This is a genomic window from Streptomyces sp. NPDC104814, assembly GCF_055583185.1.
In genome coordinates, this window is the sequence record NZ_JBVJOL010000012.1 from 237,655 (window position 1) to 261,193 (window position 23,539).

At 73.9% G+C, this 23,539-nt stretch carries 15 protein-coding genes and 1 riboswitch; of the genes, 7 read left to right on the top strand and 8 right to left on the bottom strand.

Annotation, left to right across the window (positions count from 1 at the left end; all coding sequences use genetic code 11):
- Window positions 1-6 precede the first annotated feature (6 nt).
- Window positions 7-163: riboswitch (cyclic di-AMP (ydaO/yuaA leader) on the top strand.
- 11 nt (window positions 164-174) lie between these two features.
- Together ACZ64A_RS32310 and ACZ64A_RS32315 are read left to right on the top strand one after the other, a co-directional pair.
- Window positions 175-1,206: a M23 family metallopeptidase gene (locus tag ACZ64A_RS32310; protein WP_469815439.1), complete on the top strand. Its 1,032-nt coding sequence runs from the start codon at window positions 175-177 to the stop codon at window positions 1,204-1,206.
- 208 nt (window positions 1,207-1,414) lie between these two features.
- Window positions 1,415-2,359, top strand: coding sequence for an aldo/keto reductase (locus ACZ64A_RS32315; RefSeq protein ID WP_469815440.1), 945 nt, complete (start codon window positions 1,415-1,417; stop codon window positions 2,357-2,359).
- 22 nt (window positions 2,360-2,381) lie between these two features.
- Here the strand turns inward: ACZ64A_RS32315 and ACZ64A_RS32320 are convergent, their stop codons facing one another.
- From ACZ64A_RS32320 to ACZ64A_RS32335, 4 genes are all read right to left on the bottom strand, one after another.
- The gene (locus tag ACZ64A_RS32320; protein ID WP_469815441.1) at window positions 2,382-3,794 is read right to left on the bottom strand and encodes a PrsW family intramembrane metalloprotease; all 1,413 of its coding nucleotides are present in this window, start codon (window positions 3,792-3,794) and stop codon (window positions 2,382-2,384) included.
- A gap of 50 nt (window positions 3,795-3,844) precedes the next feature.
- Complete coding sequence (gene trmB / locus ACZ64A_RS32325; RefSeq protein ID WP_469815443.1) at window positions 3,845-4,687, bottom strand: tRNA (guanosine(46)-N7)-methyltransferase TrmB; 843 nt, start codon at window positions 4,685-4,687, stop codon at window positions 3,845-3,847.
- Between the two features lie 172 nt (window positions 4,688-4,859).
- Window positions 4,860-6,080, bottom strand: a complete 1,221-nt coding sequence (gene lhgO, locus ACZ64A_RS32330; protein ID WP_469815471.1) for an L-2-hydroxyglutarate oxidase — start codon at window positions 6,078-6,080, stop codon at window positions 4,860-4,862.
- A gap of 141 nt (window positions 6,081-6,221) precedes the next feature.
- Window positions 6,222-7,643 carry an MFS transporter gene (locus tag ACZ64A_RS32335; protein WP_469815444.1) on the bottom strand — a complete coding sequence of 474 codons (1,422 nt, stop codon included), beginning with the start codon at window positions 7,641-7,643 and terminating at the stop codon, window positions 6,222-6,224.
- Between the two features lie 713 nt (window positions 7,644-8,356).
- On the opposite strand from ACZ64A_RS32335, the gene ACZ64A_RS32340 reads away from it, so the two are divergent.
- Both ACZ64A_RS32340 and ACZ64A_RS32345 read left to right on the top strand, forming a co-directional pair.
- Window positions 8,357-10,498: an asparagine synthase-related protein gene (locus tag ACZ64A_RS32340; RefSeq protein WP_469815446.1), complete on the top strand. Its 2,142-nt coding sequence runs from the start codon at window positions 8,357-8,359 to the stop codon at window positions 10,496-10,498.
- A 704-nt stretch (window positions 10,499-11,202) separates the two neighbouring features.
- Window positions 11,203-14,508, top strand: a complete 3,306-nt coding sequence (locus ACZ64A_RS32345) for an AfsR/SARP family transcriptional regulator (protein WP_469815448.1) — start codon at window positions 11,203-11,205, stop codon at window positions 14,506-14,508.
- Here ACZ64A_RS32345 and ACZ64A_RS32350 read toward each other — a convergent pair.
- Both ACZ64A_RS32350 and ACZ64A_RS32355 read right to left on the bottom strand, forming a co-directional pair.
- Window positions 14,495-16,411, bottom strand: a complete 1,917-nt coding sequence (locus tag ACZ64A_RS32350; RefSeq protein WP_469815450.1) for a sigma-70 family RNA polymerase sigma factor — start codon at window positions 16,409-16,411, stop codon at window positions 14,495-14,497. The genes ACZ64A_RS32345 and ACZ64A_RS32350 overlap by 14 nt on opposite strands.
- Window positions 16,412-16,638: 227 nt before the next feature.
- The gene (locus ACZ64A_RS32355) at window positions 16,639-17,406 is read right to left on the bottom strand and encodes a TetR/AcrR family transcriptional regulator (protein ID WP_469815452.1); all 768 of its coding nucleotides are present in this window, start codon (window positions 17,404-17,406) and stop codon (window positions 16,639-16,641) included.
- 385 nt (window positions 17,407-17,791) lie between these two features.
- Here ACZ64A_RS32355 and ACZ64A_RS32360 point away from each other — a divergent pair, with 385 nt between their 5' ends.
- Window positions 17,792-19,171 carry an NAD(P)/FAD-dependent oxidoreductase gene (locus ACZ64A_RS32360; RefSeq protein ID WP_469815454.1) on the top strand — a complete coding sequence of 460 codons (1,380 nt, stop codon included), beginning with the start codon at window positions 17,792-17,794 and terminating at the stop codon, window positions 19,169-19,171.
- Window positions 19,172-19,413: 242 nt separating this feature from the next.
- Complete coding sequence (locus tag ACZ64A_RS32365; RefSeq protein ID WP_469815456.1) at window positions 19,414-21,069, top strand: ATP-binding SpoIIE family protein phosphatase; 1,656 nt, start codon at window positions 19,414-19,416, stop codon at window positions 21,067-21,069.
- A gap of 28 nt (window positions 21,070-21,097) precedes the next feature.
- On the opposite strand, the gene ACZ64A_RS32370 is transcribed toward ACZ64A_RS32365, so the two are convergent.
- On the bottom strand, window positions 21,098-22,357 hold the full coding sequence (locus ACZ64A_RS32370; RefSeq protein ID WP_469815472.1) for an MFS transporter: 1,260 nt from the start codon (window positions 22,355-22,357) through the stop codon (window positions 21,098-21,100).
- A 134-nt stretch (window positions 22,358-22,491) separates the two neighbouring features.
- On the opposite strand from ACZ64A_RS32370, the gene ACZ64A_RS32375 reads away from it, so the two are divergent.
- Entirely contained in the window at window positions 22,492-23,046 is a 555-nt protein-coding gene (locus tag ACZ64A_RS32375) for a MarR family winged helix-turn-helix transcriptional regulator (protein ID WP_361639180.1), read from the top strand.
- Window positions 23,047-23,322: 276 nt separating this feature from the next.
- On the opposite strand, the gene ACZ64A_RS32380 is transcribed toward ACZ64A_RS32375, so the two are convergent.
- On the bottom strand, window positions 23,323-23,539 hold a 217-nt coding region (locus ACZ64A_RS32380; RefSeq protein ID WP_466679548.1), incomplete at its 5' end, for a hypothetical protein.

A 23,539-nucleotide genomic window follows, 5' to 3' on the forward strand; every position in this document is an offset into this window, starting at 1 on the left:
CGGCTCCGTGCTCACGCGCCGAATCCCGTAGGGAACCGGGGAACCACCACCTTGGGGTGAATCTCGCGTCAGCCGCCGTCGGTCGACGGCCGGTATACGCGCGTAGGAGACCTTCCTGCTCCGAACCCGTCAGCTAACCCGGTAGGCGAGACGGAAGGAAAGGAGTACGCCCGCGTGGCGTCCAACCGGCCTGCCCCGACAGCCCCGTTCGTGCCGAGTCAGCAGGGCCCCGAGACCTTGGTCTACGGCGGTCACCGCACCGACGAGGGTCCTTGGGAGGAGTGGAACCCCACTGAGGAGTCCGTCCGTCCCGTCCGCGGCCGGCACCGCGTCGCCAAGCAGCGCGGCGGACTCGCCCGCAGCTCCACCGTCCTCGGCGTCGGTGTCATCGCCGCCGTCGGCGCGGGCGGCATGGCCAGCGCGCAGACCGGCAAGCCGCCGGTCTCCATCTCCATGCCCGACCTGCCCTCGGTCGGCTCGCTGATCTCCGACCACGAGGACGACAAGCCCCAGGGCTCCGCCACCCCGCTCAGCGACATCGTCAGCTCCGCCGACACCGCGCAGGGCACCTCCGACGCCGGTGAGGCGCTGCGCAACCGGATCATGGCCCAGGCCGAGTCGCAGCAGGTCCAGGTCGACGTCAAGGCGCAGGCCGCCGCCCAGGCCGCCGTCGCCAAGCAGGCCGCCGAGGCCGCCGCCAAGGCCGAGAAGGAGGCCGCGGCCAAGGCCGCCGCCGCTAAGGAGAAGGCGGAGGCCGAGGCGAAGGAGAAGGCCGAGGCCGAGCGCCTGGCCGCGCTCGCCAAGCAGTACGCGCTGCCGACCTCCTCGTACACGCTCACCTCCCGCTTCGGGCAGGCCGGTTCCATGTGGTCCTCCGGCTACCACACCGGCCTCGACTTCGCCGCTCCCACCGGCACGCTGATCAAGGCCGTCCACAGCGGCACGATCACCGAGGCGGGCTGGGCCGGCTCCTACGGCTACCGCACGATCCTGACCCTCGACGACGGCACCGAGCTGTGGTTCTGCCACCAGTCCTCGATCAGCGTCAGCGTCGGGCAGAAGGTCGCCACCGGTGACGTCATCGGCCGCGTGGGCGCCACCGGCAACGTCACCGGCCCGCACCTGCACCTGGAGGTGCACCCCGGCGGGCAGGCCTCCGGCATCGACCCGATGGCGTGGCTGCAGGACAAGGGCCTCAACCCCTGACACCGGGTCTGAACCCTGACACCGGGCCTCACCCCCGACCCCCATCCTGACCCCTGACACCGGGTCTGAACCCCTGACACCGGTACGACTCCCCGATCCCCGGCGGTCCTGACGGCACCCCCCCGACGTCAGGACTGCCGGCCGGTGTCCCCATGCTGTCGGCTGCCGTGCGGAATGGGTCGCTCCACCGCTGTCGTTGACACAGAGCATGACTGCTCTTCGCAAGCTCGGTACCTCCGACCTCGAGGTCTTCCCGCTCGCCCTCGGCGGCAACGTCTTCGGCTGGACCGCCGACGAGACGACCTCCTTCGCCGTCCTCGACGCCTACACCGCCGCCGGCGGCAACTTCGTCGACACCGCCGACTCCTACTCCGCCTGGGTCACGGGCAACCAGGGCGGGGAGTCCGAGACGATCATCGGCCGGTGGATGAAGGCCCGCGGCAACCGCGACGACGTCGTCATCGCCACCAAGGTCAGCCAGCACCCCGAGTACCAGGGGCTGCACGCCGAGAACATCAAGGCCGCCGCCGACGCCTCCCTGCGCCGTCTGGGCACCGACCGCATCGACGTCTACTACACCCACTACGACAAGCCCGAGGTGCCGGTCGAGGAGATCATCGGCGCCCTGGACGAGCTGGTGAAGGCCGGCAAGGTCCGGCACATCGCCGCCTCCAACATCTCCGCCGAGCGCCTGCGGGCCTCCCTGGAGTTCTCCGACCGCGAGGGCCTCGCCCGGTACGTGGCGCTCCAGCCGCACTACAACCTCGTCTCGCGCGCCACCTACGAGGGCGGCCTCCAGGACGTCGCCGCCGGCGCCGGTCTCGCCGCCGTCCCCTACTACGCGCTGGCCTCCGGCTTCCTCACCGGCAAGTACCGTCCCGGTGCGACGGTGGACAGCCCGCGGGCGGGCGGTGCCGCGCAGCACCTGCGGTCCGAGCGCGGCCGCGCGGTCCTCACCGCCCTGGACGAGATCGCCCAGGCCCATGACGCCCCCGTCGCGACGGTCGCCCTCGCCTGGCTCGCCGCACAGCCGACGGTCGCCGCCCCCATCGCCTCGGCGCGCACCACGGACCAGCTCCCGGCGCTGCTCGGCGTGGCCGACCTGACCCTGACGGAGGCGGAGGTGGCACGGCTGACGCAGGCGTCGGCCTGACCGGCGCCCCGCCGCGCGGCCGCTAGGAGCGGTAGGGGTTGTACGCCGGGTACGCCGGATGGACGCCGTACCCGGAGTGCCCCGCGTAGCCCGTCGCCGGTGGGGTGTGCCCTGTCGGTGCGGTGTGCCCCGTGGGTGCGGCGTACGGCAGGTGGGGCCGGGCCGCCCCGGGGGCCGGCCACGGGTGCGCGGGCCACGGCAGCATCACCGGCACCGGCGGCGCGGTCGCCCGGGCCGCGTACTCCAGCGCCGGGCGGGCCAGCCGGCGCAGCCGCCACACCTCGTTCAGCAGCTCGCTCTCCCGTACGACGAAGTCGGCGCCGACGCGGCCGTGGCGGCCCCGGTGCCGCAGGAACGCCAGGGACGTCGCGTACGCCTCGTAGCGCGCGACCTCCTTGGCGGCAGGCTTGCCCAGGTGATGGGCGGCGTACTCGCGTGCCATGCGGCGCGCCCGCATCGAGCCGAGCGCGAACGGCTCGGCGGGAGCGAGCCAGCCCGCCGCGACATAGGCGGGCAGCTCCTCGCGGATCGTGCGCAGCCCGCGCTGCCGGGTCCAGATCACCAGCCACGTCAGCAGGCCGAACGCGGGCATCATGAAGCCGCCGTACACGGCGAAGAAGCCGAGCGGACCGAAGGACGCCGAGCCGTTCCACAGGGCGTGCATGCACATGGCCAGCAACAGCCCGCCCAGCGGGAGCAGGACACGGCGCAGGCGCCGGCCCTCGCCCGACAGCGCCGCGATGCCGAACCCGATGCCGGTCATGGTGGTGAACAGCGGATGCGCGAACGGCGACATGATCACGCGGACGAAGAAGGTCGCCGCGGTGACGGAGGCGATGCCCCGGCCGCCGGTGATCTGGTCGGTCCCGAAGGCCGTGCCCAGGTAGAGGATGTTCTCGGTGAACGCGAAGCCGGTGGCGGTGACACCGGCGGTCACCACGCCGTCGACGACCCCGGTGAAGTCGCGTCTGCGGAAGAGGAAGACGAGCAGGACGGCGGCGGCCTTCGCCGACTCCTCCACGATCGGCGCTATCACCGTGGCACCGAGCGTGTCGGCACCGGCCGGGTCCGCGGTCGCCGTCGCTATCCACTTCGTCGCGAAGCTGTTGGCGACGATCGCTATCAGCGCGGCCGCGCAGGCGCCCCAGGCGAAGGAGAACAGCAGGTTCCGCCAGGGGCGTGGCTCGACCCGGTCCAGCCAGCGGAAGGCGGCCGTCAGCAGCGGTACGGGGAAGACGGCGAGCCCCAGGCCGACGAGGAAGCCCTCCGTGCCGGTCTGCTCGCGCACCAGCGCGAGGATGACCAGACCGGACAGGGCGAGCAGCGTGATGAGGGCGCCGTACCGCACCCCTCTGCGCTGCCACCAATGCGGGTGCCGGAGCGCACCGTCGCCGGGGCCGCTGGGGTATGTCGGATACGGGGGACTCATGGCCACGGCATTGACCCTAACGAGGGAGGGCGCCGCCCGCGACGTTGACGGTGGCGTCAGCGCGCATCCTGCTCGCCCCGCGGATGCGGTACGCGGCGGAAGAGCAGGTCGTTCACGACGTGACCCTTGTCCAGGCCCTGGCCCTCGAAACGGGTCAGCGGCCGGAACGCGGGGCGGGGCGCGAAGCCGCCGTCCGGCTGGGTGTTCTCGAAGTCGGGGTGCGCGGTGAGCACCTCGAGCATCTGCTCGGCGTACGGCTCCCAGTCCGTGGCGCAGTGCAGGATCGCCCCCGGCTTCAGACGGGTCGCGGCGAGGGTGAGGAACTCCGGCTGGATGATCCGGCGCTTGTGGTGCCGCTTCTTGGGCCACGGGTCCGGGAAGTAGACGCGCAGGCCGTCCAGCGCGTCGGGGGTGAGCATCTCGCGCAGCAGGATGATCGCGTCGCCGTTGCCGACGCGGACGTTGGACAGGCCGTGGTGGTCGGCGAGGTTCAGCAGGTTGCCCTGGCCGGGGGTGTGCACGTCCACGGCGAGGATGTTGGTGCCGGGGTCGGCGGCGGCCATCTGCGCGGTGGCCTCGCCCATGCCGAAGCCGATCTCCAGTACGACCGGGTTGTCGTTGCCGAACAGCTCGGTCAGGTCGAGGGTGCGCTGACCGTCGATGTCCAGCCCCCACTTGGGCCACAGCCGCTGCAGGGCGTCGGCCTGTCCGGAGGTGACCCGGCTGCGGCGCGGCTGGAAGCTGCGGATGCGCCGCTCGAAGTGCGACCCGGCGGGGTCGGCCTTCGGACCGTCCGGGAAGCGCGGCTCACCCTTGGCCCGGGTGTGCCGGGCGGGGGCGCCGGGATCCGCTGCGCGGGCGGGCTGGGGGGTTTCGGGAGCGTTGAGGGAGTCAGACACAGTGGGACCGATTGTACGGAGGCGCTCCGCGGTGCGGGGGACGCCGCCGACGGGGGTGGGGGCGGGCGCCGGGCGTGTGCGGGTCCATGGGGGCCGGTCGCGCGGTTCCCCGCGCGCCTGGCGCGCGTGCCTCGCCCTTGCGCTGCCCTGTGCGGGATTGCCTCCGCGCCGGTCACGACTGCGCGAGTGCCTCCAGGGCTCTGCGGGCCACCTCTCTGCCGATCGGCAGGGACGCCGTGGCCGCCGGGGACGGGGCGTTCAGGACGTGCACGGTCCGCTCGCCCTCCTTGATCAGGAAGTCGTCCACCAGCGTGCCGTCCCGCAGGACCGCCTGGGCCCGCACACCCGGGTCCGTGCGCACCAGGTCCGCCTCCTCCACGGCCGGCAGCAGCCGTCGTACGGCGTCGACGAACGCCGGCTTGGACACCGACCGCCGCAGCTCACCGGCGCCGTACCGCCAGTGGCGGCGGGCTATCTGCCACGAGCCGGGCCAGGCCAGCGTCCCCGCGAGCTCCCGCGGCCGGACGACCCCCCAGCCGTACCCCTCCCGGGCCAGGGCGGGGACCGCGTTCGGGCCGACGTGGACGCCGCCGTCGACCCCTCTGGTCAGGTGGACCCCGAGGAAGGGGAACGCCGGGTCCGGCACCGGGTAGACCAGGCCCTTCACCAGCTCCGGCCGCGCCAGCTCGTAGTACTCCCCGCGGAACGGGACGATCCGGACCTCCGGGTCGTCGCCGGCCAGCCGGGCCACCTCGTCGCAGTACAGCCCGGCGCAGTTCACCAGGACGCGGCCGCGGACGACGTCGCCGGCCGCCGTGCGCACGGCGACACCGAGGGTCGGCCGCCGGTCGACCTGCACGACCTGAGCGCCGTAGCGGATCTGTGCGCCGGAGGCCTCGGCGAGCTGCCGGGCGACGCCGACGAAGTCGCAGATCCCCGTCGTGCCGACGTGGATCGCGGCGAGGCCGCGCACCTCCGGCTCGTACTCGGCGATCTGCGAGCCGCCCAGCTCCCGCACCGGAATGCCGTTCTCCCGGCCGCGCTGCACGAGCGCGTGCAGCCGGGGCAGCTCGTCCCGGTCCGTGGCGACGATCAGCTTGCCCGTGACGGCGTGCGCGATGCCGTACTCCGCGCAGAACTTGACCATCTCCGCCGCGCCGCGCACCGCGTACCGCGCCTTGAGCGAGCCCGGCTTGTAGTAGATCCCGCTGTGGATGACGCCGCTGTTGCGGCCCGTCTGGTGCCGGGCCGGGCCGGTCTCCTTCTCCAGCACCGTCACCCGCGTCCCCGGCGCGGCACGCGTGATCGCGTACGCGGTGGACAGCCCGACGATGCCACCGCCGACCACCAGCACGTCACAGTCGTACGCGACCTTCTGCCGCACCTGCACCACCTCCCGCATCGATAGTGCACTGCGCCACTGACAACGCCTTCAAACGCGTACGGCCCCGCGGGTCTGCGCAGCCGGTCCCGGCCATGCGGCGCCACGGTCAGGCCGGGCCGCGCCACGGGTCAGGCCGGGCCGCGCCACCGGTCAGGCCGAGGTCAGCAGGGGGCGGGCCCGCTCGCGCAGCTCGACCACCCGCGGCTCGTCCCCGTACGGCTCCAGCCGGTGCAGCAGGTCCTTCACGTACTCCGTGGTGCGCGCCGACGAGATCCGTCCGGCGACCTCCACCGCCCGCACGCCCTGCTCGCAGGCCGCGTCGAGGTTGCCCGACTCCAGCTCGGCGACCGCGGCGACCACGAGCCGCAGCCCGTGGGAGCGGACGAACTCCTCCGTCGGCTGCGACAGCGCCTGCTCGGTGAAGCGGCGGACCTGGCGCGGCGCTTTCAGGTCGCGGTAGCACTCGGCGGCGTCGGCGGCGAACCGGTCGTAGGAGTAGAAGCCGAGCCAGGACGGGTCGTTGTCGCCGGGCCGGGCGCGCTCCAGCCAGCTCTCGGCGGCCTTCAGCGCCGTGCCGGCGGCCTGCGCGTCACCGGCACGTGCGTGCGCGCGTGCCTCCACGAGGCGGAAGAAACTCATGGTGCGGGCCGTGGCCAGGCCCCGGTTGCGTTCCAGGGCGGCCTGCGCGAGGTCGACGCCCTCGTCACCGAAGCCCCGGTACGTCGCCTGCAGCGACATCGACGCCAGGACGTATCCCCCCAGCGGCACGTCCGCCGCGGCGCGCGCCAGGCGCAGCGCCTGGATGTAGTACCGCTGCGCGGCCTCCTGCTGGCCCGTGTCGAAGGCCATCCACCCGGCGAGCCGGGTCAGCTCGGCGGTCGCGCCGAACAGGGCGCGACCGACCTCGTCGGAGTAAGAGCCGAGCAGCAGCGGTGCCGCCTCGACCCTTAAGCACTCCGGAACCATCGACGAACGCCAGTCGCCCCCGCCGTACTTGGAGTCCCACCGCCGGGCGTCCTCGGCGGCCTCCCGCAGCTTCTGCACATCGCTGTGGCCGACTTTGATCGGTGCGCCGGCGCCCTCCGCGGGGCCCGCCTCGCGCGCCACCGAGCTGTCGGCCGGGGTTATCAGCCACCGTGAGGCGGGCGTCGCGTACGCGCTCACGGCGAAGGATCCGGCCAGCGACTGCCAGATGCCGCCGGTGCCGGCCCGGCGTCCGGCGAGGTCGAGCCGGTACAGCTCCGTCGCCGAGCGCACCGCCTGCCCGACGTCCCGGGGGAAGGCGAGGCCCACCTCCGGCGCGGGGTCGGCGTCGGCCAGGCCGATCTCGTGCAGCGGGACCGGGCGGCCCAGCTTCTGGCCGATGGCGGCCGCGATCAGGTGGGGGGCGGCACCCTGCGGCACCATGCCCTTCGACACCCAGCGCGCCACCGACGTCTTGTCGTAGCGAAGCGTCAACCCGCGCTGTGCGCCAAGATCGTTGACGCGCCGGGCGAGTCCCGCATTGCTGATTCCCGCGAGGGCGAGAACGGCGCCGAGCTTTTCGTTCGGCCCGCGTTGCTCCCTGGACATGGCCACCCCTCGACGCAGACGGCTGCCGCTCTGGCATAACCGCGCGGCATTCGTAAACCCAGCGTAGTTCCTTGGCTTCCAAGCGTTAAGGGGCTTTGTTCCGGTTGGCGGGATTGTGGTCCGCACGGGAGTACGGAGCCGTGCACGCTGTGTCGTGGCGCGCTCCCGACGTGTGGCCGTGCGCCCGGCCGTGCGCTCTTCTCCGGCCATCTCGGGAGCGGTTCCATGGGCGTTGCGTGGGTCGGCCCGCTGTACTGGATCCAGTGGGCTGGGGGATGCCGCCGCCTTCATCCCCGCGGGCGGCGGACCGGTCCGGGAGGCGCCACAAGCCTCCCGGACTGCGCGCAGGCCGGCCGTGCGCAGAGCCTGCACGGAGCGTGCGCGGCGGTGATCCAACGGCCGTGCCATAACGCCGATTTGGCCGAAACTCATCCCTGCTCCTGTCGTTTGATTTCCGCTCCCACCACGGCAGTTGAGGGCGCACGGGGTATTGCGAAGGAGCGCACAGGGGGCGCATTCACGCCGTGAATGCCGTACCGTGCGCGGCAGTCGACGGTGCCGACGCCGGTGTCACAGGGGCGCGAACAGGGTCGGCAGGGGCGCACTCCGGGGAGCGTGAGCGGCTCTGTCGCACCTCTGCGGCGTGTCCTTCGTGGCAGCATGGTGAACCGTTCGTACGGTGCACTGGTTGTCCACAGCCTGTGGAGGCGTCGATGCGGTGGTTGGTGGGATGGAGCAGCACCGCCGCGGGAGCAGCCGTGTCCGGCTCCGCCGGCGCCACCGGGTACGGGACCGGCGCGACGGAGTACGCGGCCGGAGCGACCGGCTACGACGGCGAGACCGTGCACCCGGTCGGTTCCCAGCTCCTGTGGGGCGACCCCGACCCCCTGTGGGCCGTCGGCGACTGGCGCCCCGACGAGGTGCGCGTCGTCAAGGCCGACGACCAGACCCGGATCGCGGTCCTCGGCCTGTGCGGCGCGAGCGACGAACAGTTGCGCGTCGGGCTCCTCGCCGCCCGCGGCGGCGCCCTGCGCCACCTCACCGCCTGGCCCGGCAGCTACACGGCCGTCGTCAAGGTCGGCCGCCGCGTCACCGTCTGCGGTGACCTCGCGGGCGCGCGCCCGGTGTTCCACACCCCCTGGGCCGGCGGCACCGCCTACGCCACCGCCGCCCTGCCGCTCGCCGACCTCATCGAGGCCAACCTCGACTTCGGCCACCTCGCCGCCCTGCTGGCCGCCCCCGACGTGCCCGCCGCGCTGCACGACTCGACGCCGTACGCGGGCGTGCACCGCATCCCTCCCGGGCACGCGCTCATCCTGCGCGCCGGAGCCCGGGAGATCGCCGGGTACGAGCCGGTCGCCTCGCTCGCGGTCGCCGCACCCGCGGCCGACCCGGAGCGCGCGGTCGACGGGGTGCGCGACGCGCTGATCGAAGCGGTACGCGCGCGTATGGCCGCGCCGCGGCACGTGCCCGACCTCGACCCCGGCCCGGTGCCCGGGATGGGGCCCGCCGAACGCCGCGCGGCCCGCGGCATGCCGGTGCCCGGCATCGGCGCCGACCTCTCCGGCGGCCCCGCCTCGAGCACCCTGGCGCTGCTCGCCGCCGGGCTGCCCGGGATGCCGGGCACGCTCCTCGGACACGGGACCGGGGCGGGCGAGCGGCTGCTGGCGGTCACCTTCAACGACCTCGCCGTCCCCGGGCGCGAGGGCGAACTGGAGCGGGCCGGCGTCCTCGCGGCCAACCCGCGGCTGCACCACGTCGTCGTCACGGGCGGCGAGGAGGTGCTGCCGTACGCCGCTCTGGACGGGCCGCTGACGGACGAACCGGGGCCCGCCCTGGTGACGGCCGCCCGGCACCGCGCCCGGCTCGCCTCGGGCAGCGCGGACCACTTCATCGGATACGGCGCTCGGCAGGTGCTCGACGCCCATCCGGCGCGGCTGGCCGACCTGCTGATGGACCGCAAGCGGCGCCATCTGGTGCGGCCGGTGGCCGCGCTGGCGAAGGCGGACGGGTCGGTGCTGGTCCCCGCGCGCGTGTACGGCGCGGCGCGGCGGCTCGCCCGCACGCCCTACCGCACGGGGCTGGAGGTGCTCGCCGCGCGCCTGATGGACCGGCGGCTCGACGAACCCCAGGGGGCCGTGGGGGCGTCCCTCGCGGCACTCACCTGGGCCAGGCCCGGGCCGGCGGCGCGCTGGCTGACCGGGGAGGCGCTGGCTGAAGTATCGGTTCGCCTTCAAGGGGCGACGCACCGGTCCGGGGTCGGGCCCGGCCAGCGTCCGGGGGACTATCGCGCGCGTGCGGCACTGGCCCGGCACGCGGCGGACCTGCGGGTGCTGGAGCAGGCCGCGGAGATCCGCAGCCAGCGGCTGCACGCGCCGTTCCTCGACAACCAGGTCGTGCGGGCGTGCCGGGCGCTGCCGGAGACGCTGCGGGTGCGGCCGGGGGCGCGTGCGGAGATCCTGCGGACGGTGCTCAAGGGGGCGGGGGTGACCGAACTGCCGCCCGGCTGGGGAGCGCCGTCCCACGCGCCGGCCGCGGCGGCGGCGCGGGCGGGGCTCAGGGTGTCCCGTGAGCCGCTGCTGGAGCTGTTCGACTCCCCGCTGCTCGCGGAGGCGGGGCTGATCGAGGCGCGGGTCGTGCGGGAGGCCCTGCGGGGGGCGGTGGCGGGTGAGCCGCTGCCACTCGACGGGCTGGCCGACCTGATCTCACTCGAACTGTGGCTCCGGCGGCTGCTGTCGCGGCGCGGAACATGCTGGACGGGGACGCCGGCGCGGGCACGGGCGGTACCGGGAGGGATCGTGCGGCCTCGGGGGGCGGTGGAGCCGATGCGGGGGATCGGGAGCGGGCGGGGGTGACGGCATCTGTGCGTCTGCGGGTCGCGTTGCGGCTGGTCGCGGGATGCCTGCGGCGCTGGGATGTCTTTTGTCTGCGGGTTTCGTTGTGGCTGGTCGCGCAGTTCCCCGCGCCCCTTTTTGCCTGCGGCGGCCCGTTGCGGTCCGGTGGCCGGTTGCGGTAACGCACTGTGCCGGTGGGTGAGTCGGGGACGGGGTGGGGGGTGTCCGTCCTCGGTCCGGCCGCCCGTCCCCGACGCGGGCACCGTGTCACGGTGCCGGACGCTGCGGGCGGACACCCCCCACCCCGTCCCCTCACCGCCGCGGGCGGGTGCGCCAACGCGGTGGCGCGCGGTGCCTGCCACAACGCTGTCGCGCGCGGCTGCGCGCCGCCGCCCAGCCTCGCTGCGGCGGTCGCAGCGGCGGGCGTCGCCATACCGACCCAGCTGCGGGCAGTCGTGCCGCTTGGGGCGGCACGGGTGGGCGCTGGGGGTCCCCCCTGCTCGAAGAGCTTGGGGGAGGCACCCCGCCAGCGCCGGTGAGCGTCCCCACCTCCGGCCAGCGCCGATGCCGGTGCCATGAAACGCCGGGCGCGCAGCGCAAGATCCCTCCGGGCAGGCAGCCCGACCCAACGCCGGGCGCGTAGCCCAACGTCGCCGGGCGCGCAGCCCAAGATCCCGCTGGGCGGTTCGCCGGGGACCTAGCCGGGCGCAGACCAGAATGGCCCTGTGCGGTACAGAATCCTTGGCGTTGCCCAAGTGGGAGACGAAGACGGCCGGGCCGTCAGGCTCGGCGGCAGGCGGCTGCGGGCGTTGCTCACCGCGCTCGCCCTGCGCCCCGGCCACGTCACCGCACCCGGCGCCCTCATCGACGAGGTCTGGGGCGACGCCCCGCCGCAGGACGCCCCCGCGGCCCTGCAGGCCCTCGTCGGGCGCCTGCGCCGCGCCCTCGGCAAGGACGCCGTCGTGTCGAGCCCCGGCGGCTACCGCCTCACCGCAGCCGACGACGACGTCGACCTGTACGTCTTCGAGCGGCTCGTCGGCGCCGCCACCCGCGCCCTGGGCAGCGGTGACGCCGCCACCGCCGCCCGTCTCCTCGACGACGCCCTCGCGCTGTGGCGCGGGCCCGCGCTCGCCGACCTTCCCGACCGCACCGCGGCCGCCCGCCCCGAGGCCCTGCGCCGGGAGGCCCTCCGGGCCCGGGCCGAGGCCCGGCTGCTGCTCGGCCGCGCCGCCGACGCCGTACCGGAGCTGACGGAACTCACCACCGCGCATCCCTACGACGAGCCGTTGCAGGCCCTGCTCGTCCGGGCCCTGCGCGACACGGGCCGCACCGCCGACGCGCTCGCCGCGTACGAGGCCGCCCGCCGCACCCTCGCCGACGGCCTCGGCACCGACCCGGGGCCGGAACTGCGCGCCCTGCATGCGGAATTGCTCCGGCCGGATACCGCCGCCCCGGCCCCGCTGCCCCGCCGGACCGGCAATCTGCGGCCCCGGCTGACGAGTTTCGTCGGCCGGGAACCCGAGCTCGCCGCCATCCGTTCCGCATTGCACAGGACCCGTCTGGTCACGCTCACCGGACCCGGCGGATCCGGGAAGACCCGCCTCGCCGAGGAGGCCGCCGCCGGCCTCCCCCAGGCGTGGCTGGTCGAGCTGGCGCCGCTCGACCGGCCGGAGGCGGTGCCGGACGCGGTGGTCAGTGCCCTCGGTCTGCGCGAGACCGTGCTGATGACCAACGAGCCGGCGCCCTGGCAGGACGACCCCGTCGCCCTGCTCGTGGAGCACTGCGCCCCGCGCAGCGAGCTGCTGATCCTTGACAACTGCGAACATGTCATCGGCGCGGCCGCAGCCCTCGCCGAGACGCTCCTGACCCGCTGCCCGGGGCTCACGATCCTCGCCACCAGCCGTGAACCCCTGGGTGTCCCCGGCGAGTCCGTGCGTCCTGTCGAACCCCTGCTCCCCGACCAGGCGCGCCGCCTGTTCACCGAGCGCGCCACCGCCGTCCGTCCCGACGCCGGTGAGGCGCTCGGGGACACGCGGGCCGTCACGGAGATCTGCCGGCGCCTGGACGGGCTGCCGCTCGCCATCGAGCTGGCGGCCGCCCGGCTGCGCCTGCTGACCCCCCGGCAGATCGCCGACCGGCTCGACGACCGCTTCCGCCTGCTCACCTCCGGCAGCCGCACGGCCCTGCCCCGCCAGCAGACCCTGCGCGCGGTCGTCGACTGGTCCTGGGACCTGCTCGACGAGCAGGAGCGGACGGTGCTGCGCGAGGTGTCCGTGTTCGCGGGCGGCTGGGACCTCGCGGCGGCCGAGGCCGTGTGCACCGGCCCGGCCACGGAGCTGATCGGAGCGCTCGTCGACAAGTCCCTCGTCGTCGCGACCCCGGACGAGCGGGAGGGCTTTGCCGGCATGCGCTACCGCATGCTGGAGACCATCCACGAGTACGCCGCGGAGCGCGCCGCCGAGGATCCCCGGCTGCGCGCCGAGGCCGAGCGACGCCACCGCGCCTGGGTGCGCGCGCTGGTGGAGGAGGCCGACCCGCGGCTGCGCTCCGCCGACCAGCTGCGGTGGATCGCCCGGCTGGAGAGCGAGCTGGACAACATCCGGGCGGCGCTGGACCGTGCCCTCGCCGAAGGGGAGGAAGCGGACGCGGCCGCGCTCGTCCTCGCCATGGGCTGGTTCTGGTGGCTGCGCAACTACCGCCACGAAGGGGCCGGTTGGGCCGACCGCGTGCTGCGTCTGGGCGCCGCCCTGGACTCCCTCGCCGCGCACGGGCCGGACGGCGGGGGCGACCTGAGCGCGCAGATCGCCCGGGTGGATCCGGTGGGTGCCTTTCTCGACGCGCCGGAGGGCGAGGCGTGTCACCCGCTGCACTCGCCGCGGATGGCGCTGAGGATGCTGCACCTGTTCCTCACCGTGGAGTTGGAGGCGGGGCAGCGGCTGCTGCGGGACGAGCGGTTCGAGCGCTACCTCGTGCGCGTGCGGGGCGTGTTCGAGGCCGGCGGCCCGCAGGCGGCCCGGCTGCCGGGCCTGGTCTGGCCGATCACCCTGTTCCACCTCGGCAGCCGCGACGACGTACGGCCCGCCCTGGACACGGCGGTCGCCAACTGCCGCGCCCACGGCGGTGACTGGGAGCTCGGCGTGGCCCTGATGTTCCGTGCGCACACGGTCGTCGACTCCCCCGGCGGTCTGGCCGGCCTGGATCAGGACCTCGCCGAGCTGCGGACGCTCAGCCGGCGCGCGGGCGACCGCTGGATGCGGGCCCAGGTGTGCAGCGCGGTCGGCGAGGCGGCCATGGCGCGCGGTCGGTTCGCCGAGGCCAGGGCGGAGTACGAGGAGGCGCTGCGGCTGGCCCGCGAGGTCGGGGCGCTCGCCGAGTCGCCGTTCCTGCTGGCGCGGCTCGCCGAGATCGCCTACCGCTCCGGCGACCGGGCGGCGACCCTTCGCGCACTGGACGAGGCGGCCGAGGCGGCGGACCGGTACGCGGTGGTGGACTCCCGGGCGTTCATCCTGCTGCTGCGGGCGCAGCTCGCCCTCGATGACGGGGACCTCCGCGCCGCCCGCGAGCTGTGGGAGTCGGCCGGCGCGGAGAGCGGCCACGGCACTCCGCCCCCGCAGTTCCTGGCCGTGCTGCGCGCGGTCGGCGCCCTGGTCACGGCGGCCGAGTCCGGCCCCGGGCACGGGCTGCCGATGCTCGCCGAGGCGCTGCGGGAAGCCCTGGCGACGCACTGCTCGGAGGTGATCACCTCCTCGCTGGCCGACATGGCCGCCGATCTGCTGGCGCGGCTGGGCGATCTGCCGCGTGCGCTGCGACTGCTGGCGGCCTCCGATGCCTGGCGCGACGGACGGCCGCGCCCGCAGCCGGAGCGCGCGACGGCCGAGCGGGTCGAGGGCGCGGCCCGCGCGGGGCTCCCCGCCGCCGTGTACGCCGCCGAGCGGGCGCGCGGCGCGGCGCTCACCGCCGGCGATGTCCTGGAAGCGCTGGACGCCGCCGTGGACGACTTCCCGGCGGGGGACCGTTCTACCGGCAGCTGAACTTGGACTCGGCCCAGTCCGCGACCGCCAGGCTGTCGAAGTGGCTGTGCGGCTCGACGACCAGAGTCACGGTCTTGCGGCCGGTCAGATCCACATGGACGGGTACGGCGCTGTCGCCGCCCTTGATCCGGCCGGACCGCCACAGCCGTACCCCGTCGGCGTAGACGGAGAAGGAGACCTTGCCGAGCTTCAGGGTCATGTCGTCGACGCCGACGAGGGCGTCGTAGGCGGTGCAGGGGCGGTTCAGGTCGATGGTGACGGAGGAGTCGCCGTGCACGCTCACCCCGCGGTCGTACCGCTTGCCGCCGACCGACAGGCCGTGGCGCTGCCATACCCAGCTGCTCCCGGCGAGGCGCATCTCGGGCTCGGTGCCGTCGCCGGCGATGTCGTAGGACAGCTCGTTCCACTCGTAGACGGCCGGGGCCGGCGGTGGGGGCGGGGCCGGCGTGGGGGTCGGCGTCGGCCTGGGGCGGGGCGCGGGCGTGGGCTTCGGCTTCGGCTTCGGCGGGGGGCTCGGGGTGGGAGTGGGTGTCGGCGTCGGCGAGGGGGTGGGGGTGGGGGCCCGTTCGGCGACGACCGGCCGCTGGGCGGCCCTGGGCGGGGGAGGCGGGGCCAGGGTGGGCGGCTGCGGGCGTACGACGGGTGTGGACACGGGCGGCGGCGCCGCCGCGGGCTTCGTGGCGGGGCTGCCGTCGCCGACGAGGGCGAGCGCCACCGCCGCCGCGGCGACCGCGACCACACCGGCCGCGATGCCGGCCTTCACGGGTGCGCCCAGGCCCTCCGAGGCCGCCGCGCCGCCGGCCGAGCCGGAGGAGCCGCCGCTCGCCGCGGCGGCCGCCCCCGCGGCGCCGGCCGCACCCGCTCCGGCGCCCCCTGCGACCAGTCCGAGCGCCTTGGCGTACCCGGCGGCGCCGAACCAGCCGATGACGGCGACCGGGACCACGGCGGGGATGCTGCCGGCGACTTCCTCGATCTGGCTGGCGGCCAGCCGGCACCTGGCGCACTCCTCGAGGTGCTTGCGCAGTCCCCGCTCGGCGCGGGTGCGCAGCTTGCGGCGGGCGTAGCTGCCGAGCTGGTCGGCGTAGCGGGCGCACTCCCCGTCGCCGGCCAGGGCGGTGGAGACATGGGCCTGGAGGTAGGCCTGTTTCAGGCCCTCCCGGGCGCGACTGGCCAGGACGCGCGTGCCGTTGGCGTCCAGCCCGAACAGGACGGCGACCTCGCTCGGCGACTCGTCCTCGATCTCGGTGTGCCACAGGACGGCCTGCCAGCGCTCGGGCAGCGAACGGAACGCCTGCATGGCCATCGACTGCTCGGCCTCGTGCATGGCGCGCACCTCGGCGCCGAGCTCCAGCGTGTCGTCGTCGGCCACTTCCGGGGAACGGGCGGCCTGCTGGGCGAAGACGGCGAAGTCGTCGACGAGTTGTTCCCGCTTGGCCGACTGGATCCAGTGCGCGGCGACGCGGCGCACGGAGGTCAGCAGATAGGCGCGGATGGCGTGTTCGGGGCCGGAGCCGCGGCGTACGGCTTGCAGCATGCGCGCGAAGACCTCGGCGGTGAGGTCGTCGGCGGTGTGCGCGTCGCGGCAGCAGGTGCGGGCGTAGCGGCGGACGGCGTCGGCGTGCCGGCGGTACAGCTCCTCGTAGGCGGAGTCCTCGCCGGAGCGCATGCGCTCGATGAGGTGGGCGTCGGACGGGGGTACCGGGCGCGGCGGTGGCAGCACGCTGTCCTCGCGCCACTCCCGCTGAGCCGGGACACCGTCGGCGGGGGCGGGTGCACTGCGCGGCACCGGATGCCGTTTGCCCTGGGCCGGTACCTGGGGTGCGGCCGGGCCGCCGGCCGGTGCGTCGTCGGCGTTCTCGGCGTTCTCGTCGTCGAGTGACTCGTCCCGCCCGTCAACGCTCATCGCGGAAAGCCCCCGCCGCCTGCCCCACCAGTCCCGAACACCGGGTCAGCGTGCCACACCGGCTTTCGGCCGTGGCCCGGCAGTGCGCGGCAACCACTCGTCCGGGCGGACTTGGCGCATGGCGGTACTGAACATCACTCGTTCGGGGAAGGCTCAACGAACGGCGTCGACACGGGGCTTGTACGGGGCAGGCACGCCGGGCGACCCGGCGTGCCCGCCCCGGCCGATCAGACGGGCCGCGAGCGCAGCCCCTCCAGCAGGATGTCCAGCAGCCGTGCCGAGGCCGCCGCCTGCTGGGCCGGGTCCGGCAGCGAGGGCGCCGCGGTGGCGATCACCAGCAGCACGTCCGACACGGACACGTCCGGCCGCAGTTCGCCCGCCGCGCGCGCCCGCTCCACGAGCCGGCCCACGACCTCCAGCAGCGCCGAGGCGCCGGCGTCGTCCTCCACGCCCTGGTCCGGCACCAGCCGCAGCTCACCGGCGCCCGGCTGCGACCGCTGCTGCGGCACCCGCGCCTCGTCGAGCACCGCACCGGCACCCGCCGAGAACACCTGCTCCTCGGCCACCTTGACCCGCAGCACGTGCGGCGGCAGCAGCCGCCCGGCACCCGAGGCGACCGACGTGCGCAGGAAACGCGACAGCGCCGACCACGGCTCGTCCTCCTGGCCGAGCGCCGTACGCGCCTGCTCGGTCAGCCGGGCCGTCTCCTCCGCGGCGATCCGCCGCACCAGCACGTCCTTGCTCGGGAAGCGCCGGTACACCGTGCCGACGCCTACCCGCGCCCGCCGCGCCACGTCCTCCATCGGCGCGCCGTACCCCAGCTCGCCGAAGACCTCGCGCGCCGCCCGCAGCACGTGTTCCAGATTGCGCTGGGCGTCCACCCGCAGCGGCGTGGTCCGCGCCGATTCCCCGCGCCCGTGGCCCCCCGCCGCGCTCACCGCCCCGCCGGCGGCCAGAGCGGATGCGGACGACCAGTGAGAGTCCTGAATGTGCATGAATGATCCCCCGGTAATGACGTCTCCCCCCGGAGACTCCCCTAGATACGCGCCGGGGCGCGCGGACAAGCATCGCGTGCCCGGGCCCGGCCGTGCGATATCTCTCGGGCCCGATGAGCGCCTCCCCCAGGACACCCCGTCGTGACACGAACATAGTTGAGAGGGAGTCAATTCAGAAGGGGCAGGTTCCGCACAGAGCGCCCCCCGATCGGAGTACGGGCCGCATACGTCCCGAAAACACCCCCCGGCGCACCCCGGCGCACACGGCCTGACCTGCGCAGCCGGCCCCGACTCCGGCCTTTCGGCCATGCCCGGGCATCCCCGGCTCCCGGTCACACAAATCGCCGGGCCTGTGGACAAACGGCAGCGCCCGGTGCGTCATGGGATGGTGAAGGAACGTGCGCGCATTCTCGTTGTCGGCGGCGGCTACGTCGGGATGTACACGGCCCTGCGCCTGCAGAAGCAGCTCAGAGGGGAGCTGCGGCAAGGCGCGGTCGAGATCACGATCGTCACGCCCGACCCGTACATGACGTATCAGCCGTTCCTGCCCGAGGCCGCGGCCGGAGCGATCTCCCCGCGCCACGTCGTCGTGCCGCTGCGCCGCTTCCTGCCCGACTGCCGGATCGTCATCGGCGAGGTCACCGCCGTCGACCACGCCGCGCGCACCGCCACGGTCGCCACCCTCGCCACCCAGGAGAAGGGCACGCCCGCGGAACACCTGCCGTACGACGAGCTCGTCCTCGCTCCCGGCTCGGTCTCGCGCACGCTGCCCGTGCCCGGTCTCGCCGAGCACGGCATCGGCTTCAAGACCGTGGAGGAGGCCATCGGGCTGCGCAACCACGTCATCGAGCAGATGGACATCGCCTCCTCCACCCGCGACCCGGCGATCCGCGACGCCGCCCTCACCTTCGTCTTCGTCGGCGGGGGCTTCGCCGGCGTGGAGGCCCTCGGCGAGCTGGAGGACATGGCCCGCTACGCCGCGCGCTTCTACCACAACGTCCGCGCCGAGGACATGAAGTGGATCCTGGTCGAGGCCTCCGACCGGATCCTGCCCGAGGTCGGCGCCGAGATGGGCCGCTACGCCGTCACCGAACTGCGCCGCCGCAACATCGACGTCCGCCTGGACACCCGCCTGGAGTCCTGCGTGGACCGTGTCGCCGTCCTCAGCGACGGCGCCCGCTTCCCGACCCGGACTGTCGTGTGGACGGCCGGGGTCAAACCCCATCCGGTGCTCGCCGCCACCGACCTGCCGCTGACCGCGCGCGGACGGCTCAAGTGCACCGCCGAACTGACCGTCGAGGGCGCCCCGCACGCCTGGAGCGCCGGTGACGCCGCCGCCGTCCCCGACGTCACCGCCAAGGACCCCGGCACCGAGACCGCGCCCAACGCCCAGCACGCCGTCCGCCAGGCCGCGGTCCTCGCCGACAACATCGTCCGCTCCCTGCGGGGCCAGCCCCTCCGGACGTACGCCCACACATACGTCGGCTCGGTCGCCTCCCTCGGCTTCCACAAGGGAGTCGCCCACGTCTACGGGCGCAAACTCAAGGGCTACCCCGCCTGGTTCATGCACCGCGCCTACCACCTCAGCCGTGTGCCGACCTTCAACCGCAAGGCGCGTGTGCTGGCCGAATGGATCCTGTCCGGACTGTTCAAACGGGAGATCGTCTCCCTCGGCTCACTCGAACATCCCCGCGCGGAGTTCGAACTGGCCGCCGGTGGAAAGCCTTCCGACCATCCGAAGAACGACCCGAAGGGGTCCAACTAGCCGGACCCAGGAACTCCACCGGCCACCCGGGCGTCTGACGGATGTCGGCCCGGACGGCCACCCTGCCAGACTGATCACCGAGCCCGGGCGGGCCGCCACCCGTCCGCGAACTCAATGCGAGGCTGTCCCCAAGTGCTGCATGTCCCGGGTGCTGCAACAATGTGCGGCCACCGCCGCCCGGCCCCGAGCGCCCAGGCCGGGCCCCGGAGCCGGCCGACGACGACTACACGAGGCAAGGATTCGTGAACTTCACGCGCTGGAGCGCCCGGCTCCCCGGAACGCAGCGCCGCGCCGCCGCGCGGACCGACGCCACGACCACCGCCGACCGGCGGGGCGACGGTTCCGTCCCCGCGGCCCGCGCCGAGCAGCCCGCCGACGGGACGACGCCCGCCGCCGACGTCCCGGCCGTCGACGACCTGTCCGTGCGGGCGGTCCTCGACCGCGTCCCGGCCCTGGTCGCCCTCGTCCACGGCCCCGACCACCGCCTCGCCCACGTCAACGACGCCTACAGCGCCGCCTTCGGACCCCGCCCCGCGGGCACCCCCGCCGCCGACGCCCTCCCCGAACTGAAGGAACTCGGCCTGCTCCCGCTGCTCGACCAGGTCCTGCGCAGCGGCCGGCCGCGCACCCTGAAGTCCCGCAAGGCCCCCGACGGCCGCTCCTACACCTTCACCTGCACCCCCGTCACCGAAGGCGACGGAGGCGGCCCCGGAGTGCTCGTCTTCGCCACGGACGTCACCGACCACGCCGAAGCCGCCGAACGCCTGCGGACCAGCGAACGCCGTCAGCGCGAGACCGCCGTCACCCTCCAGCGCTCCCTGCTCCCGCAGGAGCTCGAGGAACCCGACGACCTGCGCATCGCCGCCACCTACCACCCCGGCGGCACCGAGGCAGCCGTCGGCGGCGACTGGTACGACGTGATCACCCTCGGCGGCGGCCGCACCGCCCTCGTCATCGGCGACGTCATGGGCCGCGGGGTGCGCGCCGCCGCCGTCATGGGCCAGCTGCGCACCGCGGTCCGCGCCTACGCACGCCTCGACCTGCCGCCGCACGAGGTGCTCCAGCTTCTCGACGGCCTGGCCACCGAGATCGACGCCAACCAGATCGCCACCTGCGTCTACGCCGTCCACGACCCCAACGAGGGCCGGCTGATGTACGCCTCCGCGGGCCATCTGCCGATCCTCGTGCGCGACGAGAGCGGCACCGTGCACCGCGCCGACGAACCCACCGGCCCGCCGCTCGGCACCGGCGGCTGGATGCACACCTCCGGATCCATCCCGCTCACCCCCGGCTCCACCGCCGTCCTCTACACCGACGGCCTGGTCGAACGCCGCGACGAAGACCTGGACGAGGGCATCGCCGCCCTGGAGCGCGCCCTGGCCGGCGCCACCGGCACCCCCCAGGTCGTCTGCGACCGCCTGGTGCGCTCCGCCGGCGTCACCGCCGACCACGCCGACGACGTCGCCGTCCTGGTCCTCCAGCACCCCGCCCGCACCGGCCCCGCCGGCGAACTGTTCCGCAACGCCGCCCTGGAACTCCTCGGCGGCATCGAGGCGGCCCCCCGCGCGCGTGCCTTCGCCTCCGGCGTCCTCACCAGCTGGCGCTTCCCGCCCGAGCTGCACGACCTCGGGGTCCTGGCCGCCAGCGAACTGGTCGCCAACTCCCTCCAGCACGGCACGCCGCCGATGAAGCTGCGCCTGCGCCGCACCGACCGCCGGCTGATCGTCGAGGTCACCGACGGCGACGACCACCTGCCCCGGCGCCGCCGCGCCGAACCGGCGGACGAGTCGGGCCGGGGCATCGCCATCGTCGCCACCATCGCCTCCAACTGGGGATGCAGACGCACCCCCGGCGGAGGCAAGGCGGTGTGGTGCGAGTTCGCCCTGCCGAAGACCTGAGACCGACGGTCGCGGCAGCCGTGCGCGCCTACGCGTCCGCGGTCACCGCGTCGGCCGGCGCGCCACCGCGCTGGACCACCCGGCTGCGGGCCCGCCACGGCTGGTCCTGCACCTCGGTGAGCCGGCTCCCCAGCCGTATCGCCAGCACACTGATCGCCAGCGAGAACAGCAGGAAGGTCACGATGTACGGCGCGTGCAGCGCGGCCCCCATGGGACCGCCCACCGCCGGACCGACGGCCAGGGCGAGCTGCTTGACCAGGGCGAACGCGGAGTTGTACTGCCCGGCAAGACCGCTCGGCGCCAGATCGGCGACCAGCGGCGCCACCGTCGGCGACAGCATCGCCTCACCCAGCCCGAACAGCGCGTACGTCGAGACGAAGGCGGCCGTCGCCATCTCCTGGCTGCCGTGCCCCAGCCCCGCGTACCCGGCCGCGACCCAGGCCACCGCCCAGATCAGGCCGACGGCCGCGATCACCCGGGAACGCCGGCGACGCTCGACGAACTTCAGCACGGCGAACTGCGCCACCACGATCATCGCGGTGTTCGCCGCCAGCGCCGTCCCCAGCGCGGACGTCGATATCCCGGCGGCCTCGACGCCGTAGGCGCTCAGACCGGACTCGAACTGTCCGTAGCACGCGAAGAACAGCACGAAGCCCAGCACACACAGCTGCACCATGGCCCGGTTGCCCAGCAGCTGCTTCCAGCTGCCCTGCGCGGAAGCCGGCGCCTCCTCGATCTTCGGCGCGTGCGGGACCCGCACCGTCGCCATCACCACGACCAGCAGCAGGAACACCGCCGCCTCGATCGCGAACAGCAGCGTGAACGACGACACGTGCGAGGTGTCCACGAGATGCCCGCCGATGAGCCCGCCGATGCCGAGCCCCAGGTTCTGCAGGAAGAACTGCATCGCGAACGCCCGGGACCGCGTCTCCGTGGTCGAGCAGTCCACGATCATCGTCGCCAGCGCCGGCTGCATGACGGCCTGCCCGGCCCCGAGCGCCGCCGCCGACAGCAGTACGGCGGCCGACGTGCTCGCCAGACCCAGGCTCAGCGCTCCCAGCGCGGCGGTGACCAGGGCGGCGAGCAGGACCGGCAGCGGGCCGCGCCGCACGATCGCCCGACCGGCGAACGGCAGCACGATCAGCGCGGCCACGGCGAACACGGCGAGAACCGTCCCCGCCGTCATGGCACCGAGGCCCCGCACCTGCGCCACATAGACGTACAGGTAGGGGACCGTGAAGCCGAGCCCGAACGCGCTGAGTGCGTTGCCCACGTGGATCCGGCGCATCGCTGCGCCCTTCTCCCTGGTCACGTTCACCTCTCTCACTAGTTAGGAGTGAAGACTTCGAATCTAAACTTCGAAGCTAAAGACTACATGGTGAAGGACTTCAAGGCAAAGGGTGGGCGTGCCATACTGCGGCCATGGGCGACACCCCCGGCACGCTCGGCGCCGAGCCGACCATCGAAGAGCAGATCGCGGCCTACCAGCGCGAGTTCCAGGACCTCGACCCCCAGGTCGAGAAGATCGTCTCGGCGCTCTCCCGGCTCAACCGCCGCATGAACGTCGCCTACGGGCGCCAGACCGCCGAGCTCGGCATCAGCAACGCCGAGTGGGAGGTCCTCAAGGCCCTCGTCCTGTCCGGCGCGCCCTACCGCATGGGTCCCAGCGAACTGGCCAAGCGGCTCGGTCTCACTCCGGCCGCCATGACCCACCGCATCGACCGCATGGTCGCCGAGGGCCTGGTCACCCGGGAGCGCGACGAGTCCAACCGGGTCCGCGTGATCGTGGAGCTCACTCCCGAGGGCCGGGAGAAGTGGCTGGAGGCCATGCGCCTCGCGTCCGTGTTCGAGGAGGAGCTCCTCCAGGACCTCACGCCCACCGAGCGGACGGTCCTCGACGAGGTGCTGACGCGCCTGCTACGCCGCGTGGAGCACGCCCAGCCGGACGCCGGCGGACGGCTCACCGACCTCGACTAAAGAGGTTGACAGGGGGCGCTTGACACCCCCTCCCTCGATCCGTATAGTTCTTCGGGTTGCCGCGGGGCCGTAACGGTTCTGCGACGGCACCTCCGCCGCCTGGAGCGGCACCTCACACCACCAGCACGATCTCCTTACGGAATTGTTTTCGGCGTGCCCGAATTCAATTCGAATAGGGACCCGGCGGCCCGATTGGGAATCGCCGGAAGGATCCGCTAAGGTTTGAGACGTCGGAACGGCCCAACAGCCGGGAAGACAAACCCCGCTGACCGGGGATCAGACGCCGAAAGGATCTGATAGAGTCGGAACCGCCGGAAAGGGAAACGCGAGAGCGGAAACCTGGAAAGCACCGAGGAAATCGGATCGAGAAAAGATCTGATAGAGTCGGAAACGCAAGACCGAAGGGAAGCCCGGAGGAAAGCCCGAGAGGGTGAGTACAAAGGAAGCGACCGTTCCTTGAGAACTCAACAGCGTGCCAAAAGTCAACGCCAGA